An 18022-nucleotide genomic window follows, 5' to 3' on the forward strand; every position below is an offset into this window, starting at 1 on the left:
AGCGGACCCGGGGAAGCGGCCCGCGCGGCCGGGCCCGGGCACGGCGAAGGCCCCCGGTTCGACCGGGGGCCTCAGGCGCGTCGGGGCGGGGGACGGACCGGGTCAGCCGGCCTTGCGCTTGAGGACCTCCGCCGCGCCGGCGACCTCGTCGAGGGAGCGGCTGCCGGGGCCGGTGTAGCGGGCGCTCGGCCGAACGAGGCGCCCGGTGCGCTTCTGCTCCAGGATGTGCGCCGCCCACCCGGCGGTGCGGCCGCAGGTGAACATCGCGGGCATCATCGAGGTCGGGACCTCGGCGAAGTCGAGGATGACCGCGGCCCAGAACTCCACGTTCGTCTCGATCGGGCGGTCCGGGCGGCGCTCGCGCAGCTCGGCCAGCGCCGCGTCCTCCAGGGCCTTGGCGGCCCCGAAGCGGGGCGCGTCCAGCTCCTTGGCGGTGCGGCGCAGCACGCGGGCGCGCGGGTCCTCGGCGCGGTACACGCGGTGCCCGAAGCCCATCAGCCGGTCGCCGGAGTCGAGGATGTCGGTGACGACCTTGCGGGCGTCGCCGAGCTGCTCGACCTTCTCGATCATCGGCAGGACGCGGGCGGGGGCGCCGCCGTGCAGGGGCCCCGACATGGCGCCGATCGCGCCGGACATGCTGGCCGCCACGTCCGCGCCGGTGGAGGCGATGACGCGGGCGGTGAAGGTGGAGGCGTTCATGCCGTGCTCGGCGGCGGAGACCCAGTACGCGTCGATGGCCCTGACGTGCTTGGGGTCGGGCTCACCGCGCCAGCGGACCATGAACCGCTCGGTGATGGTGCCGGACTCGTCGATCCGGTGCTGCGGGACCATCGGCTTGCCGACGCCGCGCGCGGACTGCGCGACGAACGACAGCGCCGTCACCGACACGCGGGCGAGGTCGGCGCGGGCCTCCTCGTCGGAGATGTCGAGCAGCGGCCTCATCCCGTACGCGGTGGCGAGGGTGGGGAGGGAGCTCTGCACGTCCACCCGCACGTCCCCGGAGGTGACCGGGAGCAGGTGCGGTTCGGCGGGGGCCAGGCCCGGGTCGAAGCTGTCGTCCACGAGGAGGCCCCAGGCGTCGCCGAAGGAGACACGCCCGACGAGTTCCTCGATGTCGACGCCCCGGTAGCGGAGGGCGCCGCCCTCCTTGTCCGGTTCGGCGATCTCCGTCTCGAAGGCGACGACCCCTTCGAGACCGGGTTTGAAGTCGGACATGTCGTCCTGCCTTTCGTCCCGTGTGATAAGGCGGTGCCGTGCCATTGAACCCTGCCCGCCTTACTGACCAGTACCCCGGGGCCCTGCAAGTTGCACAGGGCTCGGGGTGAGAGGCTCTGACGCTGTGGATTCCCCAACGCCGGACCCCGCACGGCTCCGCAGATCCTACGAGATGGGCGAATTGTCCGAGTCGGCGCTCCCCTCCGATCCGCTCGCCCTGTTCGCCGCGTGGTTCGCCGAGGCGCACGCCTCCGGGCTGGCCGAGCCGAACGCGATGATCCTCGCCACCGCCTCCGGCGACGGGGTTCCGAGCGCCCGGACGGTCCTGCTCAAGGGGTACGGGCCGCAGGGCTTCCGGTTCTTCACCAACCTGACCTCACGCAAAGGCCGCGACATCGCCGAGAACCCGCGCGCGGCGCTGGTGTTCCCCTGGCACGACCTGTACCGGCAGGTGCGGGTCGCGGGCCCGGTGTCCGAACTTCCGCGCGAGGAGACGGCCGCCTACTTCCGGACCCGGCCGTACGGGTCCCGCATCGGCGCATGGGCGAGCGAGAACCAGTCGGGCGTCATCCCGGGGCGCGAGGTGCTGGAGCGCCGCTACGCCGAGGCGGCCGAGCGCTGGCCGGATCCGGCCTCCGGGGAGGCGGAGGCGCCGGAGGGGGACGCCGCCGGCGCCGTCCCGCTGCCGGACTTCTGGGGCGGCTACCGCGTGGAGCCCGAGTCGATCGAGTTCTGGCAGGGCCGCCGCGACCGGCTGCACGACCGGATCCGCTACCGCCGGGCGGCCCCCGGGGACCCGGAGGGATGGGTGGCGGAAAGACTGTCCCCGTGACACCGGAACAGCAGCCCCCCGCCGACTGTTCGCCGGCGTCCTGCTGGCCCGCTGGAACTACGCGGCGGCCTACGCGCTCGACGCCGTGCTGTTCACCGTCGTGCTGTACGCGGCGCTCAGGCTCCCGCCCATCCCGCCGCTCGGCGACGTCACCGGCGCGCCGGGCCTGCGGTCGGTCTTCGACGGGCTGCGCTACCTGGCCACGCAGCCGGTGCTCCTGATGTCGTTCGCGGTGGACGTCATCGCGATGTCGATCGCCATGCCGCGCGCCCTGTTCCCCGAGGTGGCCGAGACCCGGTTCGGCGGCGAGGGCGCGGTCGGCTACCTGTTCGCCGCGATCGCGGTCGGGGCCTTCCTCGGCGGGCTGTCGTCCGGCTGGATCGGGCGGGTGCACCGGCAGGGGATCGCGCTCGTGGCGGCCATCGCCGTGTGGGGCCTCGCCGTCGCGGCCGCCGGGCTCGCCGGCAGCCTGTGGCTCGCGGTCGTCCTGCTCGCCGTCGGCGGCGCGGCCGACCTGGTGTCGTCGGTGTTCCGCCAGTCCATGCTCCAGACGTACGCGCCCGACCAGATGCGCGGACGGCTCCAGGGCGTCTTCACCGTCGTCGTCGCGGGCGGTCCCCGCCTCGGGGACGTCCGGGCCGGGGCGACCGCGAGCGCCGTGGGCGCGACCGCCTCCTGGGTCGGCGGAGGACTGGCCTGCGCCGCGCTGGTCGTCGCGGCGGGGCTCGCCGTCCCCTCCCTGCTCCGCTACGACATCCGCACCGCGGGGGACGTCCCGGCCGAGCCTCTGCCGGTGGAGGACTGAGCCGCCGTCAGCGCAGGGCCGAGGCGGCGATCCTCAGGTCGTCCAGCAGGCCCTGGTAGACGTCCTCGCGGTCCTCGGCGCGCAGCACGGCCGACGGGTGGATCGTCGCGAGAAGCCGCGCGCCGCCGTCGCCGGGCGGCTCGTCCCCGGCCTCCCGCGCGGCGGCCGGGGTGCCGATCGCCTCAAGGCCGGGCAGGGGGAGGAGCCGTCCGCGCTGCCTGGTGACCCGGAACGACGAGCCGAGCAGGGCCTTGCCCGCCGTCGCCCCCAGCGCCACGACGACCTCCGGGTCCAGGAGCCGCAGCTCCGCGAGGAGCCAGGGGCGGCACGCCCGCATCTCTCCGGCGTTCGGCGCCTCGTGGATGCGCCGCTTGCCGCCCTCCTGCCGCTTGAACTTGAAGTGCTTGACGGCGTTGGTGACGTAGACGTCGCCGCGCTCGATCCCGGCCTCCTCCAGGGCACGGTCGAGGACGCGCCCCGCGGGGCCGACGAAGGGGTGGCCCTTGCGGTCCTCCTGGTCACCGGGCTGCTCGCCGATGAGCAGCATCCGCCCGCCGGGAGAGCCCTCGCCGAAGACGGTCTGGGTGGCGTTCCGGTAGAGGTCGCAGCCCCGGCAGTCGGCCGCGGTGCGGCGCAGCGCCTCCAGGTCGGCCCGCTCCTCGGGCGTCCCGGGCAGGAAAGGTTCCGCGTCATGGGAAGGTTTCGCGTTCATCTCGCGTTCATCCGTACCCGGCTTCAGGGGGAAATTCGCAGGGCCCGGCGACGTGGGGCCCCAGCAAGTAGACTCTTGCCCATAAGACTGGAGGGAGCTGTGACCTCACACGGCCTGATCGATACCACGGAGATGTATCTCCGGACGGTCTTCGAGCTGGAGGAGGAGGGGATCATCCCCCTTCGCGCGCGCATCGCCGAGCGGCTCTCCCAGAGCGGCCCGACGGTGAGCCAGACGGTCGCGCGGATGGAGCGCGACGGGCTGCTGCGGGTCGAGGGCGACCGGCACCTCGAACTGACCGACAGCGGGCGCGGCCTCGCCACGCGCGTCATGCGCAAGCACCGCCTCGCCGAATGCCTCCTGGTCAACGTCATCGGACTGCCCTGGGAGGACGTCCACATCGAGGCGTGCCGGTGGGAGCACGTGATGTCGGAGGAGGTCGAGCGCCGCCTGGTCGCGCTGCTCGACAACCCGACCACCTGCCCGCACGGCAACCCGATTCCCGGCCTGGACGAGCTCGGCGGGCACGGCGACGACGCCGAGGAGGCGCCGCTGGCGGTGATGACCGCGGTGGCGAGCCCCCAGGGCGCGGGCGCGGTGATCCGCCGGATCAGCGAGCAGGTGCAGAGCGACAGCGACCTGATGCTTAGACTCAAGCAGATAGGGATACAACCGGGACGAGAGGTGATTCTCCGGGCGACCGACGACGGGGTACGGGTGATCGGTGACGACGAGGACGACAGTCCCGCGACGGAACTGTCGCGCGGCATCGCCGAGCACGTCTTCGTCAGCAGGCGCTGACACGGTCGGCGTGCGCACCCCCGCCTCGACGGTCTATACCGAAGATCTCCATAACATCGCGCCTTTCGGGCGTATCCCGGCGGCGGGTTCGTCGTTCAATACGACGAGGCAACCACGTAGGACGTCCGCGCCGCGACGCGCGGTGGTCATCGGGGCGAGGATCGGGACTGGTATCGGGATGGGGAGATGAACCACTGGGGGGAAGCGCCTGACGAGGCGCACCTGCCGCCCGGGACCGTCCTCGCGCAGATGGAGATGGCGGTCATCGTCTGCGACCGCTTCAGCAACATCATCTACGGCAACTCCTTCGCCCGGCAGCTGTTCGGCTTCGGCGGCGACGCGATCATCGGCCACTCCATCCTGTCGCTCGGCATCGCCGAGGAGGACCACGAGCAGGCCACCGAGCTGGCCAAGCACGTCCTCAAGGGCGGGGTGTGGGAGGGCACCTTCTGCAACCTGCGCGCCGACGGCACCACCGTGTACACGCGGGCGCACGCCGTCCCGCTGCGGCACCCCTCCGGCGCCGTCGACGGAGTGGTGATCTTCGCGCGCGAGGCGCTGCGCTCCAACCAGCGCGAGCAGGACCGCTACGGCCTCATGGAGCGGATCGGGGAGCGGCTCGCCGGGTCCCTGGAGCTGGAGAGCACGCTGCGCCGCGTCGCCGACACGCTCGTCCCGCAGTTCGCCGACCACTGCTTCATCGACCTCTACAGCGGCGACCGCCTCTACCGGCGGGTGTCGCGGCACGCGGGCGGCTGGGAGCCGCCGCCCGGCACCTGGGCGGAGGTCGGCGAGCCCGTCTCCTACCCGCCCGGCCACTTCAGCGCCAAGGCGATGGACCGCCGCGACGCCGTCCTCGTCGAGGACATGATCCAGCACCGGTTCACCGCGCCGAACGAGTCGTCCCAGCGGCTCGGCCACGAGATGGGCATCACCTCGGTGATCTCCGCGCCGCTGCTGGTGCGCGGCGAGCTGCTCGGCGTGATGAGCCTGGCCTTGTCGAACCTTTCCAAGCGCCCCGACCCGCACTACGACGGCTTCGACCGCGACCTGCTCGGCGCGATCGCCAGCCGGGTCGCGCTCGCCGTCGACAACGCGATGCTGTTCGAGGAGGAGCGCGAGACCGCGCTCGCCTTCCAGAAGCACCTGCTGCCCGGCGACCGGCCGCCCCCGCTGGACGGCCTGCAGATCGCCTGGCGGTACGAGCCGGCGCGGCCCCTGGAGGCGCACGGCCACGGCATCCAGACGCAGGTCGGCGGCGACTGGTACGACGTCATCCCGCTGTCGGCGGGACGCGTCGGCCTCGTCATCGGCGACGTCGAGGGGCGCGGGGCCCGCGCCGCCGCCGTCATGGGGCAGCTGCGCGCCGCGCTGCGCGCCTTCGCCCAGGACGACAAGCCGCCCGCCGACATCCTGCGCAAGCTCGACGAGTGGGTCCGCACGATGACGCGCCCCGAGCGGATGCGGTCCGGCTGGAACAGCGACGACCTCGTCCGCCCGCCGCTGGTGTCGTGCACCTACTTCGTCTACGACGCCTGGTCGCGGGTCCTGGAGTTCGCCAACGCCGGGCACGACCCGCCCCTGCTGATCGTCGACGGCGAGGTCGGCGAGCTGGACTTCGAGAGCGAGGGCGGCATGCTCGGCCTGCGCGCCCCCGGCATGGGCGGCGAGCTGCTGTTCAACGAGGAGTCGGCCGAGCTGAAGCCGGGCTCCACGCTCGTCCTCTACACCGACGGCCTGATCGACCGCCGCTCCAAGGACGACGGCGACTACCACACGCGCGAGGAGGCGCGGGAGATGGTCCGCGCCGCCGTCGCCGGGGTCGCCCGCGGCGGGGTCGAGGCGATCGCCAACGCCGCCTACGACGCGGTGCCCGGCGACATCGACGACGACGTCGCGATCGTGGTGATCCGCACCGCCGCCGAGGAGCTGGCCGTGGAGGAGCGCACCTTCACCGCCGAGCCGATCATGGTGTCGGAGGCGCGCCGGATGGCCTCGGACGCGTTCGCGACCTGGGGCATGCTCGACGAGCAGGCCGAGCTCGCGTGCCTGCTGGTGTCGGAGGTCGTCACGAACGTCGTCCTGCACGCCACCGCCACGCCCTCGCCGCGCCGCGAGATGGTCGTCCCGGTCCCGGCCGGGCCGCCGGGGCGCGGCGGGGAGCCGCTGGGCGCGCCGCCGGCGGTGCAGTTCAACACCGACTTCGGCGCCCTGGACGCCGATCCCTTCGAGGGCGGCGCGTTCGACGAGGACGACTGGAACCTCGGCGCCGACCTCGGCCGCCGCGAGCCGCCGACCAAGGAGTTCCGGCTCCGGCTGCGGCGCGGCGCGGACGCCATCTGGGTCGAGGTGTTCGACTCCGACATGCGGCTGCCGCGCATCCGCAGCGCCGGCGAGACCGACGAGGGCGGCCGCGGCCTCTACCTCGTCGACCAGCTCGCCACCCGGTGGGGCGCCCGCCCGACGTCCGACGGCAAGGCCGTCTGGTTCGAGCTGCCGCTGAACCCGGGGTGAGCCGGTGCGCGCCTGGGTGGTGGAGACACCGTCCCCGACAGAGGCGGGGCCCCTGCGGCGCGCCGACCGCGAGGTCCCCTCGCCCGGTCCGGGCGAACTGCTGGTCCGCGTGCTGGCCTGCGGCGTCTGCCGGACGGACCTGCACGTCGCCGAGGGGGATCTGCCCGTCCACCTGCCGGGCGTGACGCCGGGCCATGAGATCGTCGGGCGGGTCGAGTCCGCGGGCCCCGGCTGCCTGCACGGGCCCGGCGACCGCGTCGGCGTCGCCTGGCTTCGCGGGACGTGCGGCGCGTGCCGGTTCTGCCGCCGGGGGGCCGAGAACCTGTGCCCGTCCTCGGTCTACACCGGCTGGGACGCGCACGGCGGCTACGCCGAGTACGCGCTCGCCGCCGACGCCTACACCTACGCGCTGCCCGCCGAGCTTGACGACGTGCGCGCCGCCCCGCTGCTGTGCGCCGGGATCATCGGCTACCGGGCGCTGCGCCGCGCGTCCCTGCCGCCGGGCGGGCGGCTCGGCATCTGGGGGTTCGGCGGTTCGGCGCACCTGGCCGCGCAGATCGCGCTCGCCGAGGGCGCCGACGTGCACGTTTTCACCCGCAGCCCGGCGGCCCGCGGGCTGGCCCGCGAGCTCGGCGCGTCCTGGGCCGGCGACTCCTTCGACGCCGCGCCCGCCCCGCTGGACTCGGCGATCGTCTTCGCGCCCGCCGGCGAGCTGGTGCCCGCCGCGCTCGAACGCCTCGACCGCGGCGGGACGTGCGCCGTCGCGGGGATCCACCTGAGCGACGTCCCGCCCCTGGACTACCAGCGGCACCTGTTCCAGGAGCGCGAGGTCCGGTCGGTGACGGCGAACACCCGGGCCGACGGCGAGGAGTTCCTGGCGCTGGCCGCCCGCCTCGACGTCGCCGTCACGACGCACGCCTACACCCTCGACGACGCGGACCGCGCCCTCGCCGACCTCGCCGCGGACCGCTTCACCGGCGCGGCCGTCCTCGTCCCCTAGAGGCTTCGCTCCGCGCTACGGCTCGGTCCCGCTTCGGGGGTCGGCGCCGCTGAGCTCGGAGTCCTCCGCGGCCCGTCCCTCTCGCCGCCTTCCGGCGGTTGTGCCGGACCCCTGTTGACACTGCGTCTTCTATGCCGTTGGATCGCTCCATACTCGCGAGTAGCCAGCTCGGGCCGGTCGACTCGGGAGGCCCCCCGCCGCGCTTTCCACCCCAGCGAGAGGACCCCCGTGTCGCCTATGTTCAAGCGGCTGGCCGCGCTGTCCCTGTCGGCGGGCCTCGCCGCCACCGCCGTGGCCGCCGTGCCCGCGGCGTCCGCGCGGACCGCCCCGAAGCCGCGCGCCCAGGCGGCCGCGGACGCGCCGCCCGCGTCGCTGGACCTGTCGGACTGCCCCGACGTCCTGCCGGTCGGCGCGGATCCCGCGAACTGGTACTGCAACGTGCTGGTGACCAGCGGCGGCAGCATGAAGATCGGCAACATCGACCAGCAGATCACCGCGCCGATGCGGATCACGCTGCTGGCCGGCTACGACCCGAAGACCGGCGCCGAGATCTCCAAGTTCGTGAAGATGCGGAGCACGGCGATGAGCGTGGCCGGCGGCGCGCTCGGCGTCCCCGGGACCGAGGGGATCCCGCTGTTCGCCCTGAAGGTCAAGCCGCAGTACGCGGGGAAGATCGACCTTGACATCCCCAACCGCAGGACCCGGCTGAGCCTGAAGATGAAGCTCATCAACCAGCTGCTGGGCGACACGTGCTACGTCGGCTCGAACGCGGCGCCGATCGACCTCGACCTGGACCTGAAGGAGATCACGGGGGCCTCGGGGGCGGACGGCACGTTCTGGGTCAAGATCAATTCCACCGACGACACGTTCGCCGTGCCGAAGACCAACGGCTGCGGGTTCGCGGCGCCGATCGCCGACCTGCGCGGCGGCCTCCCCTCCGCGTCCGGCGCGAACCACGCGCAGCTGACCTCGTACTTCGGCGGCAAGGGCTATGCGGAGATGTACCCGCAGATGACCATCCGCAGGAAGTAGACGTTGACTTGCGGCGTGTTGCCCTTCTGGGAGCGCCTATAAGGGCAACACGCCGCAACTCGACGGCTAGATGGGCTCCGCGGCCACGTGCGCCCAGGACTGGGTGAACCATAGTTCGCCGCCTATGACGCGGGGCTTGGCGCCGGTGCGGGGGCCGCCGTCCACCTCGTCGAGCATGGCCGCGCGGATGCGGTCGGCCGCGGCGCCGTCACGGGCCCCGGCGAGCCACGGCTCGACCGGGCGCTCCACGGTGAACACGTCCAGCCGGCGGATGCTGCCGCCCACCGAGGTGATCATCTCGGTGAGCCGGGCGATGGACGGGGTGCCGGGGTGGTCGGGGTCGCGCAGGCGCTCGATCCGGTCGCGCTCGGGCCCGGCGAGGTTGCCGCGGACGAGGTCGGCGACGATCACCCGCCCGCCGGGCCGGCACACCCGCAGCAGTTCCCGCAGCACGTCACCCGGATCGCCCAGGTTGTAGAGCGAGAAACGGGCCGTCACCAGGGAGAACGTGTTGTCCCTGTACGGCAGCGCGGTGGCGTCCGCCTTGATCGGGACGCGCGGGGCGGGACGCGCGGCCCCCGGCCGCGGGTCCTCGCGGGTCATGGCGGACGGGGGTCTCGGGCGGGCGGCGCCGCCGTCGTGGCCGTGGCGGGCGCCGTCCGGGCCGCGGGTCTCGCCGGTGATGCGGACCGGGCCCGTCCCGAACTCCACGGTCTCCATCCGGCCCGTCCTGGCCCGCGCGGACGGCGCCGCCACGGGCGTCGCGTCCACCGCGGTCACGTGGCGGACGTGCGGGCCGAGCGCGGCGGGCATCGGGCCGCGGCCGCGCGCGACGTCCAGGCACACGTCACCGGTATGGGGTTCGACGAACTCCAGCAGGCGCCTCAGATGCGGGGCGATCGTGCCCCCGGTCTCCTGGACGGCGGGCGCCGGATGCGGCACGGGTGCTCTCCCTCGGCTCGGCCGGCTTCGCCGTGCGGGGTACCGTTCGCGTCCACCGTGCAGGCGCGTGCCGGGGGGATCCCGCCCGGGACGGGCGGGGCGCGTCGGCGCCGGCGGGCAGCGAACGGGCGTGAAGCCGGTTTCGCCAGTTATGACTCTCCGGGGGGCCGGGAGGTTCGGAACCGGTCCCGGAAATTCACCCGCCGTGCACGTCCGCCGGTCAGTTCCGCAGGTGCTGGCCGTACAGCGCCAGGACGACGATGACGAACACGATGATCACCGCGGCACGGGCCGGCATGGTCAGCCGGAGCCGCGCCGCGGCCCAGCGCACGCAGAACGCCGCGAGCAGCGACACGACGATGAGAGTGAGGATGCCTTCCATGGCCACCTTCGTCCGGGGAGAGCCGCCTTCTGAACCATAGACGTGTAAGGCAGGGGTTACCCGCCGGTCGGGGAGCGGAGGCGGGCCGATACCCTCACCCTCGTGGCAGATGCGAAGGAAGAAGACGGCCGGGACAGGGTGGACGAGCTGGCGACCGGCCTGGCGCGCGGCCGGGTGGCCCTCGGGCTCGCGGCGCTCGCCGCGCCGAGGCTGACCGCCAGGCTGATGGGCCTCGGCGGCGCCGCCGACCCGGGCCGCGACTACGTGGCGCGGATGTTCGCCGCCCGGGAGATCGCGCTCGGCGCGGGCTACCTGCTCAGCGGCGACGCCTCCGGGCGCCGGCTCTGGGCCGGGATCGGCCTCGCCGTCGACTCGATCGACGTGGTGAGCGGCCTGAAGACCCGCAGGGGCCTGCCGCTGTGGGTGACCGCGGGCGCGGTGGCGGTCGCCGGAGGGGCCGCCTCGATCGGCGCCGCGAAGGTCGCCCGCGACCTGGTGCGCTGACCCCTCCCCCCGACCGCCCGCCCGGGCCGGGTGATCCCGTCCGGCTCGTGGGTAGGCATCTCTCCGCACGTACCCGGCGGATGGGCGGCGGCAGGGGGACGACGGCATGACGGCGACGGCGACATGACGGCGACGGCGGCGGCGCGGGACGAGCGGGCCATGCCGAAGGGCAGGGACCTCTACGTGGTCCTCGGCGCCCTCATGCTCGCCATGCTGCTGGCGGCGCTGGACCAGACGATCGTGTCCACCGCGCTGCCGACGATCGTCAGCGACCTCGGCGGGCTCAACCACCTGTCGTGGGTCGTCACGGCGTACCTGCTGTCCTCCACGGCGTCCACGCCGCTGTGGGGCAAGCTCGGCGACCAGTACGGCCGCAAGCGGCTGTTCCAGGCGTCGATCGTCATCTTCCTGATCGGGTCGGCGCTGTGCGGCCTGTCGCAGGACATGACGCAGCTGATCGTGTTCCGCGCCCTGCAGGGCCTCGGCGGCGGCGGGCTGATGGTGCTCGCCGTCGCCATCGTCGGGGACGTGGTGCCGCCCCGCGAGCGCGGCCGGTACCAGGGCCTGTTCGGCGCGGTCTTCGGCGTGGCGAGCGTCTGCGGCCCGCTGCTCGGCGGCTGGTTCGTCGACAACCTGACGTGGCGCTGGGTGTTCTACATCAACCTGCCCATCGGGGTGGTGGCGCTGGCGGTGATCGCCGCCGTGCTGCACGCGACGGGCGAGCGGGAACGCCACCGCATCGACTACCTCGGCACGCTGCTGATCGTCGGCTGGGCCGTCGGGCTGGTGCTGATGACGACCTGGGGCGGGACGCGCTACGACTGGGCGTCCGCGCCGATCATCGGCCTGGGCGCCGGCTCGGTGGTGCTGATCGCGGTGTGGCTTCTGGTCGAGCGGCGTGCCGCCGAACCGATCATGCCGCCGTCGCTGCTGCGCCACCCGGTGTTCGCCCTCGGCGCCGCGATCAGCTTCGCGGTCGGCTTCGCGATGTTCGGCGCGCTGACGTTCCTGCCGATCTTCCTGCAGGTGGTGCACGGGGTCTCGCCCACGCTGTCGGGCGTCTACCTGCTGCCGATGATGCTCGGCATGCTGCTCAGCTCGATCGGCTCCGGCCAGCTGATCACCCGGTACGGCCGCTACAAGATCTACCCGGTGGTCGGCACGCCGATCATCGCGCTGGCGCTCTACCTGTGCTCGTCGCTGGACGAGAACTCCACCACGCTCAGCATGAGCCTGCGGTTCGCGCTGCTCGGCTTCGGGCTGGGCCTGGTCATGCAGGTGCTCGTCATCGCCGTCCAGAACGCGGTGTCGTACGAGGACCTCGGCTCCGCGACGTCCGGCGTCACCTTCTTCCGGCAGATCGGCGGGTCGTTCGGCGTCGCGGTGTTCGGCTCCATCTTCAGCAACCAGCTCGCCGGCCATGTGGCGGACCTCGCGCGGATCCTTCCGCCGGGGTTCGACCCGGCGGCCGTCCAGGGCAACCCGGGGCTGCTCGACCGGTACCCGGCCGCGGTCAAGGACGCCGTCCTGCACGCCTACGCGGAGTCGATCGACTCGGTGTTCTTCTGGGCGGTCCCGGTCGCGGCGGCCGCGTTCGTGCTGACCTGGTTCCTGCGCGAGGTCCCGCTGCGGGAGACCTCGCAGACGCACGACTACGGGGAGGGGTTCGGCGCGGCGCCGACCGCCCGGTCGTCCAGGCACGAGATGGAGCGCGCCCTGAGCCAGCTGATGCGCAGGGACGCGAGGGCCTTCGAGCTGTACGACCGGCTGGCCGCGTTCTCGGGCGTGTCCCTGCCGGCGGGCAGCGTGTGGGCGCTGTGCCGGATCGCCAAGGACGAGGCCGTCACCGGCCGGGACCTCGCCGACCGCGCGGGCGTCCCGGTCGAGCAGGGCCGCCCGTACGTCGACCGGCTCGTGGACGCCGGCTACGTCCTGCGGCGCGAGGGGGCCCTCACCGTCACGCCGTCCGGGCGGGACGCCGCCGAGCGCCTGTTCGCGGCCCGCCGCGAGGGGCTCGCCCGGCATCTGGACGGCTGGGCCCCCGAGGAGCATCCTGAGCTGGCGGACGTCCTGTCGCGGCTGGCGGAGGCGTCCCTCGGCGACGAGGCGGACGGCGAGGTCCTCGGGCCCGGGACGCGGTCCGCCGGGCAGGGGACGTAGGTGCCCGAGATCCACCTCACAGCGCGGCGCGCCGGGAGGATGTAATCTCGTACCGACTAACCGAATCACACTCGGTTTCGGGACGGAACCCCAGATCTTTGGAGGCGTAGTGGCCGAGGCGTACATCGTCGGCGCGGTCCGTACCCCCGTCGGTACCAAGAAGGGCGCCCTCAAGGACGTCCACCCCGCCGACCTCGGGGCGCACGTGCTCAAGGAGCTCGTCAACCGCACAGGGGTCGACCCGTCCGGGGTCGAAGACGTGATCATGGGCTGCGTCATGCAGGTCGGCCCGCAGTCCCTGGACCTCGCGCGCACCGCGTGGCTGTCGGCCGGGCTGCCCGAGGGCGTGCCCGGCGTGACCATCGACCGGCAGTGCGGATCGTCCCAGCAGGCGATCCACTTCGCCGCCCAGGGCGTGCTGTCCGGCACCCAGGACCTCGTCGTCGCCTCCGGCGTCGAGCAGATGGCGATGGTCCCGATGGGGTCCTCGGTCGCCATGGCCCTGGAGAAGGGCATGCCCTTCCCGTACGGCGACGGCTGGATCGAGCGCTACGGAATGCAGGAGATCTCGCAGTTCCGCGGCGCCGAGCTGATGGCCGAGAAGTGGGGCTTCACCCGCGAGGACCTGGAGAGGTTCGCGCTGGAGAGCCACCAGCGCGCCGCCAAGGCCATCGAGGCCGGCTACTTCGACCGCGAGATCGCCCCCATCGCCGGGCTGTCCAAGGACGAGGGCGCCCGCGCCGACACCACGCTGGAGAAGATGGCGGGCCTGAAGACCCTGCGCGAGGACGGCCGGATCACCGCCGCCGTCGCCTCGCAGATCTCCGTCGGCGCCTCCGCGGTGCTGATCGCCTCCGAGGAGGCCGTCAAGCGGTACAACCTCACCCCGCGCGCCCGCATCCACACCCTCGCGGTGTGCGGCTCCGACCCGGTCTACATGCTGACCGGCCCGATCCCCGCCACCGAGAAGGCCCTGGGCCGCGCCGGGCTGAAGATCGACGACATCGACGTCTTCGAGGTCAACGAGGCGTTCGCCCCGGTCCCGATGGCCTGGGCGCACGACACCGGCGCCTCGCTGGACAAGACCAACCCCAACGGCGGCGCGATCGCCCTCGGGCACCCGCTCGGCGCGACGGGCGGCGTCCTGATGACCAAGCTGCTGCACGAGCTGGAGCGCACCGGCGGCCGCTACGGCCTGCAGACGATGTGCGAGGGCGGCGGCCAGGCCAACGCCACCATCATCGAGCGCATCTAGGCACGCCTGGGGAACCGCCCCCTGGAGCCCGCTCCAGGGGGCGGTTCCGTTCGGAGGTGGGAGGGGACATGTACGAGACGATCCTGTATTCGGTGGACGAGCGAATCGCGCGGATCACGCTGAACCGTCCCGAGGCCCGCAACGCGCTCAGCGACCAGATGATCGGCGAGCTGCTCGACGCGTTCGAGCGGGCCGGGGCCGACACCGGCGTCCGGGTGATCGTCCTGACCGGCGCCGGGGACCGGGCGTTCTGCGCGGGCGCCGACCTCGGCGGCCTCGGCCGGGCGCAGGCGGACGGCCGCTCGGTCGCGGACCCCGCCGCCGTCCGGGACAGCGCCCCCTACCGGCTCTTCACGGCCTTCCCCCGGCTCGGCAAGCCGATCATCGCGCGGCTGGCCGGGCACGCCGTCGCGGGCGGCCTCGGCCTCGCCGCCGCCTGCGACCTGGTGATCGCCGCCGACGACGTCAAGCTGGCGACCCCCGAGGTGAACGTCGGCCTCTGGCCCATGATGATCATGGCGATCATCAACCGGAACGTCGCCCCGAAGCACGCCTTCAAGCTCTACTACACCGGCGGCCGCGTCACCGCCGCCGAGGGCCGCGACATCGGCCTCGTCACCGAGGTCGTCCCGCGCGCCGGACTCGACGCCCGCGTGGACGAGCTGGCCCGCGTGATCGCGTCCAAGAGCCCCGTCGGCCTGCGCCGCGGCCGCGACGCGTTCTTCGCCATCGAGGGCCGCCCCCTGGAGGACCAGGTCGCCCACCTGCTGTCGGAGCTGGTCGGCCTGACCGCCACCGAGGACGCCAAGGAGGGCATCACCGCCTTCCTGGAGAACCGCCCCCCAGACTTCCAGGGCCACTGAGCCGCCCTAGTCTGAGGGCGCCAGCTCCGTCAGGGCGAGGTGGAAGAGGATCTTCAGCTCGCGGGTGCGGCGGGTGAAGGGCTCCTCCAGCATGGCGGAGACCTCCTCGTCCCATGAGGCCGCGGCGAGCGTCAGGTCGCGGACGGCGCCGCCGTCGCCGGACGTCAGGGCCAGCGCGAGATCGAGGGCGGGGCTCGGGCCGTCCAGCCGCCTCCGGAACTCCTCGAACTCGGGCCGCGGCTGCGCGCCGGGCCGCACGGCCGCCAGGACGATCAGCCACGCGCGCACCGCCGCGGACGCCTCCGGCCAGAGGGCCAGCAGGTCGGGAAGGTGATCCACGACGGCCCGGCAGGCGGCCGCCTCGTCCGAGTCGGCCTCGCCGGTGGCCGGGACGGGGTCGATCGTGGCGACGTAGGCCATGTGGATCAGCAGTTCCAGCCGGTAGGCCGGGAACAGCCGCGGTGAGCGGACGAGCTGGACGAGGAACCTGATGGTCTCCGGAGTGCAGTCGTAGCAGGTGTCCTGGTGGACGACCGTGCTGAAGTACTCCTCGACGGCCCCCTCCCACTCCTCGTCGTTGGCGGCGAGGCCCCGCAGGATGTCGGGGACCTCGTCGGCAGGTCCGTAGGCACCGGTCAGGGAGGCCCAGTCGACGTCGTCCAGACCGTCCAGGACGATCGGCCCGCCGGTCGGGCCCCCGGACGGCTCGCGCCTGCCGAGGCCGTGGACGACGGCCGGCGCGGGCGTGCGGGCGGGCTCGCGCGACAGGACGCCCAACCGCAGTTCGCGCACGGTTCCCGGGTCGCGGACGCCCTCTCCCTCGGGGAAGAAGCGGCGGGCGGTCTCGGGGAGGGCCATCGAGGTCGAGAGGCGACCGCCGAGTTCCTCGGCCAGCGCCGCGACGGCGCGGTGCTCGGCGGCCGCCCACCACCGGTCGTCGCCGTCCGGGTAGGGGCCCTCGTCGAGGCCGTCGATCCGCCACCCGGAGTCGGTCGTGGTGTCCGGGGCGACGCGGACGATCGCGTGACCGCGTCCGGTGAGCACCCGGGCCCCCTCGCGGGCGGACTCCTCGTCCGGGACGAAGAGGCTGTAGGTGGTGGCATACCGCGGAAACGTGATCATCGGGTCAGCCTAGGGTCGCTCTCCGGCATTCCGGGTGTGAGACTGCGCGGTGTGGAGATCGAGGAGGCCGTCCGGCGGATGGGGATGGCGGACACCTACAGGGACCGGCACTGGGGCAGGGCGGTCAAGGTGACCGACAACGCCGTCCAGAAGGCGGAGCCGGAGTGGCTCGAAGGGCTTCTGGCCGCGCTGCTGGAGGTGGAGAGGCCCACCTACCCGATGCGGTACGGCTTCGAGGTCGCGCTCAGGCGGCTGGCGAGCGCGCCCGGGGACGCGGAGCGCACCGCGCGCGTCCGCGCCTTCGCGGCCGAGGGGCGGAGGTGGGGCGGCGACCTCCGGTACGGCCTGCCGGAGGTCGCGGAGTGGCTGGCCTGCGCCCAGCCCCCCGAGCATCTCCTCGCGGTGTTCGACGACGCCGACGCGTCGGACGAACTCGCGGCCTGCCTGCTCCAGGAGACGGCCCTGCGCCACGACGCGACGACCGCCGCCGCATTCGCCGGGAGGCTGCGGGCCGCCGGGCATCCGCTGGCGGACCTGCCGCTTCGTCCGGTCGGGGCGGAGCGGCATCTCGGGCTGCCCCGGCACCCCGGCCCGGCCGAGCCCTGGCGGCCGCCCGGCGCGGAGGCACCGGACGCTCCAGGGCCTTCCGGTCCCGACATCGATGCGGCGGCGGTCGACTGGCCCGGGGCCCGGCAGGCGTTGAGCGCCTACCGCGACTGGCCGCCGGGGGCCGACGCCATGGAAGCCCGGCTGTTCCGACTGGACCGCCCGCTGGCCCCGGCCGACTTCGGCGCCTCGCTGCTCCGGCTCCTGCCGGCCGCCAGCACCGGCGCCACGGTGACCGGGGTGCGGCGGGTCGCCACCGTTGACGTCCTGCGGACGCTCTTCAGCGGGGCCGCTTCCGGCGGCGCGTACGGGCCCCGCATGCACGGCGCCTATGCGCGCAAGGCGTCATGGGAGTCGCTTGCGGCGCTGGCGGGCGTTCAGGCGACCGGCCCGGCGGCGATCGAGCAGGCCGCCGACCGGTGCACATGGCTCTTCTACGGCTCGGACTGGCACCTCCAGGTCGTCCCGCCGCTGGACGTGGGCATCGCGGCCCTGCGCTCCGACCGGCGGACGGTGGCCGTGCTGGCCGTCACCGACTCCGACTGATCTTGCGAGCGGCCAGGAAGGCGTCGATCTCGCTCCGCTGAGCGGCGTCGAAGGCGGCCTTGGGGAGGAAGGCGGCGGGCTGGTTGTTCACGTACAGCAGCCAGAACTCCGGGGTGGGGAACACGTGGGAGAACATGGTCCAGCGCATCGCCGTGGTGGACTCCTCGGTCAGGCACTCGTAGCCGCTGTCGGTCACCCGCACCGTCGTGGGCACGCAGAGGAACGCGAGCATCCGCCTGGCGCGCCTGCGAAGCCACCAGGTCCCCGCCGCGGGACTGAGGACCGCCGCCACCAGCGCGCCGATGCCCAATCCCAGGTCGCCCGCGGCGAACCTGTACGCCGCGCCCCCGAGCAGGACGACGACGAGGAACGCGTACAGGATCGTGAGCTGCCTCTTGAAACCCTGGGTGAAAGCCCGGGTCACCTCGTCTTCGGTGGGCTGGTATTTGACCGAGATGTCCATATCGCCGCCTTTGCTAAACGTGCGGATCATCCTTTCCGGGCTCGCTCACCGGCGCAACCGCAGGTCAGGAGGCGGCCCGCGCCTCCGAGGGGGTCAGGCCGAAGCGGGCGCGGAAGGGGCGTGCGAAGTGCGCCCGGCTGGAGCGGACATCACCCGCCCCTGACCTGCCCAGACAAGATCACTCCACCAAAGCGCAACCACAAGGTTGCGCATCTGGCGCCCCATGTGCAACCCTGAGGTTGCAAGAATGACGGACATGGGAGCGGCC

At 73.3% G+C, this 18022-nt stretch carries 17 protein-coding genes; 11 read left to right on the plus strand and 6 right to left on the minus strand.

What is annotated here, in order from left to right:
* Positions 1-102: 102 nt before the first annotated feature.
* Positions 103-1215, minus strand: a complete 1113-nt coding sequence (locus BKA00_RS33495; RefSeq protein ID WP_185031880.1) for a citrate synthase 2 — start codon at positions 1213-1215, stop codon at positions 103-105.
* Positions 1216-1339: 124 nt separating this feature from the next.
* Between BKA00_RS33495 and pdxH the strand changes: the two genes are divergently transcribed.
* Complete coding sequence (gene pdxH / locus BKA00_RS33500; RefSeq protein WP_185031881.1) at positions 1340-2047, plus strand: pyridoxamine 5'-phosphate oxidase; 708 nt, start codon at positions 1340-1342, stop codon at positions 2045-2047.
* 25 nt (positions 2048-2072) lie between these two features.
* A complete protein-coding gene (locus tag BKA00_RS33505) occupies positions 2073-2852 on the plus strand; it encodes an MFS transporter (protein ID WP_338072201.1) in 780 nt (259 codons plus the stop codon).
* Between the two features lie 7 nt (positions 2853-2859).
* Here the strand turns inward: BKA00_RS33505 and BKA00_RS33510 are convergent, their stop codons facing one another.
* Positions 2860-3564 (minus strand): UdgX family uracil-DNA binding protein, encoded by a 705-nt coding sequence (locus BKA00_RS33510; RefSeq protein ID WP_185031883.1) that lies wholly within the window; start codon positions 3562-3564, stop codon positions 2860-2862.
* 99 nt (positions 3565-3663) lie between these two features.
* On the opposite strand from BKA00_RS33510, the gene BKA00_RS33515 reads away from it, so the two are divergent.
* The 4 genes from BKA00_RS33515 (at position 3664) to BKA00_RS33530 (ending at position 8911) form a co-directional block, all read left to right on the plus strand.
* Positions 3664-4365, plus strand: coding sequence for an iron-dependent transcriptional repressor DtxR (locus BKA00_RS33515; RefSeq protein ID WP_268248219.1), 702 nt, complete (start codon positions 3664-3666; stop codon positions 4363-4365).
* 186 nt (positions 4366-4551) lie between these two features.
* Positions 4552-6879 (plus strand): ATP-binding SpoIIE family protein phosphatase, encoded by a 2328-nt coding sequence (locus tag BKA00_RS33520; RefSeq protein WP_185031887.1) that lies wholly within the window; start codon positions 4552-4554, stop codon positions 6877-6879.
* A gap of 4 nt (positions 6880-6883) precedes the next feature.
* Positions 6884-7879, plus strand: a complete 996-nt coding sequence (locus BKA00_RS33525) for a zinc-dependent alcohol dehydrogenase family protein (RefSeq protein WP_185031889.1) — start codon at positions 6884-6886, stop codon at positions 7877-7879.
* 237 nt (positions 7880-8116) lie between these two features.
* Complete coding sequence (locus tag BKA00_RS33530; RefSeq protein ID WP_185031891.1) at positions 8117-8911, plus strand: hypothetical protein; 795 nt, start codon at positions 8117-8119, stop codon at positions 8909-8911.
* A 66-nt stretch (positions 8912-8977) separates the two neighbouring features.
* On the opposite strand, the gene BKA00_RS33535 is transcribed toward BKA00_RS33530, so the two are convergent.
* Together BKA00_RS33535 and BKA00_RS33540 are read right to left on the minus strand one after the other, a co-directional pair.
* Entirely contained in the window at positions 8978-9853 is an 876-nt protein-coding gene (locus tag BKA00_RS33535) for a class I SAM-dependent methyltransferase (protein ID WP_185031893.1), read from the minus strand.
* A 220-nt stretch (positions 9854-10073) separates the two neighbouring features.
* Positions 10074-10235, minus strand: a complete 162-nt coding sequence (locus BKA00_RS33540) for a hypothetical protein (RefSeq protein ID WP_185031895.1) — start codon at positions 10233-10235, stop codon at positions 10074-10076.
* A gap of 102 nt (positions 10236-10337) precedes the next feature.
* Between BKA00_RS33540 and BKA00_RS33545 the strand changes: the two genes are divergently transcribed.
* The 4 genes from BKA00_RS33545 (at position 10338) to BKA00_RS33560 (ending at position 15017) form a co-directional block, all read left to right on the plus strand.
* On the plus strand, positions 10338-10739 hold the full coding sequence (locus BKA00_RS33545) for a hypothetical protein (RefSeq protein ID WP_185031897.1): 402 nt from the start codon (positions 10338-10340) through the stop codon (positions 10737-10739).
* A 123-nt stretch (positions 10740-10862) separates the two neighbouring features.
* On the plus strand, positions 10863-12899 hold the full coding sequence (locus BKA00_RS33550) for an MFS transporter (protein WP_185031899.1): 2037 nt from the start codon (positions 10863-10865) through the stop codon (positions 12897-12899).
* 109 nt (positions 12900-13008) lie between these two features.
* Positions 13009-14154, plus strand: coding sequence for an acetyl-CoA C-acetyltransferase (locus BKA00_RS33555; protein WP_185031901.1), 1146 nt, complete (start codon positions 13009-13011; stop codon positions 14152-14154).
* Between the two features lie 68 nt (positions 14155-14222).
* A complete protein-coding gene (locus BKA00_RS33560; protein ID WP_185031903.1) occupies positions 14223-15017 on the plus strand; it encodes an enoyl-CoA hydratase/isomerase family protein in 795 nt (264 codons plus the stop codon).
* A 6-nt stretch (positions 15018-15023) separates the two neighbouring features.
* Here the strand turns inward: BKA00_RS33560 and BKA00_RS33565 are convergent, their stop codons facing one another.
* Positions 15024-16139, minus strand: a complete 1116-nt coding sequence (locus BKA00_RS33565) for a hypothetical protein (RefSeq protein WP_185031905.1) — start codon at positions 16137-16139, stop codon at positions 15024-15026.
* Between the two features lie 51 nt (positions 16140-16190).
* On the opposite strand from BKA00_RS33565, the gene BKA00_RS33570 reads away from it, so the two are divergent.
* Positions 16191-17291 carry a DUF6183 family protein gene (locus tag BKA00_RS33570; RefSeq protein ID WP_185031907.1) on the plus strand — a complete coding sequence of 367 codons (1101 nt, stop codon included), beginning with the start codon at positions 16191-16193 and terminating at the stop codon, positions 17289-17291.
* On the opposite strand, the gene BKA00_RS33575 is transcribed toward BKA00_RS33570, so the two are convergent.
* On the minus strand, positions 17275-17754 hold the full coding sequence (locus BKA00_RS33575; RefSeq protein WP_185031909.1) for a YcxB family protein: 480 nt from the start codon (positions 17752-17754) through the stop codon (positions 17275-17277). The genes BKA00_RS33570 and BKA00_RS33575 overlap by 17 nt on opposite strands.
* Positions 17755-18022: the final 268 nt, after the last annotated feature.

This window comes from Actinomadura coerulea (genome assembly GCF_014208105.1).
Classification (GTDB): domain Bacteria; phylum Actinomycetota; class Actinomycetes; order Streptosporangiales; family Streptosporangiaceae; genus Spirillospora; species Spirillospora coerulea.

What these genes read in the sequence shown, in the direction of transcription:
- BKA00_RS33495 (WP_185031880.1), bottom strand. Translation starts at nt 1,215, where the DNA reads ATGTCCGACTTCAAACCCGGTCTCGAAGGGGTCGTCGCCTTCGAGACG.
- BKA00_RS33510 (WP_185031883.1), bottom strand. Translation starts at nt 3,564, where the DNA reads ATGAACGCGAAACCTTCCCATGACGCGGAACCTTTCCTGCCCGGGACG.
- BKA00_RS33520 (WP_185031887.1), top strand. Translation starts at nt 4,552, where the DNA reads ATGAACCACTGGGGGGAAGCGCCTGACGAGGCGCACCTGCCGCCCGGG.
- BKA00_RS33530 (WP_185031891.1), top strand. Translation starts at nt 8,117, where the DNA reads ATGTTCAAGCGGCTGGCCGCGCTGTCCCTGTCGGCGGGCCTCGCCGCC.
- BKA00_RS33540 (WP_185031895.1), bottom strand. Translation starts at nt 10,235, where the DNA reads ATGGAAGGCATCCTCACTCTCATCGTCGTGTCGCTGCTCGCGGCGTTC.
- BKA00_RS33550 (WP_185031899.1), top strand. Translation starts at nt 10,863, where the DNA reads ATGACGGCGACGGCGGCGGCGCGGGACGAGCGGGCCATGCCGAAGGGC.
- BKA00_RS33560 (WP_185031903.1), top strand. Translation starts at nt 14,223, where the DNA reads ATGTACGAGACGATCCTGTATTCGGTGGACGAGCGAATCGCGCGGATC.
- BKA00_RS33565 (WP_185031905.1), bottom strand. Translation starts at nt 16,139, where the DNA reads ATGATCACGTTTCCGCGGTATGCCACCACCTACAGCCTCTTCGTCCCG.
- BKA00_RS33575 (WP_185031909.1), bottom strand. Translation starts at nt 17,754, where the DNA reads ATGGACATCTCGGTCAAATACCAGCCCACCGAAGACGAGGTGACCCGG.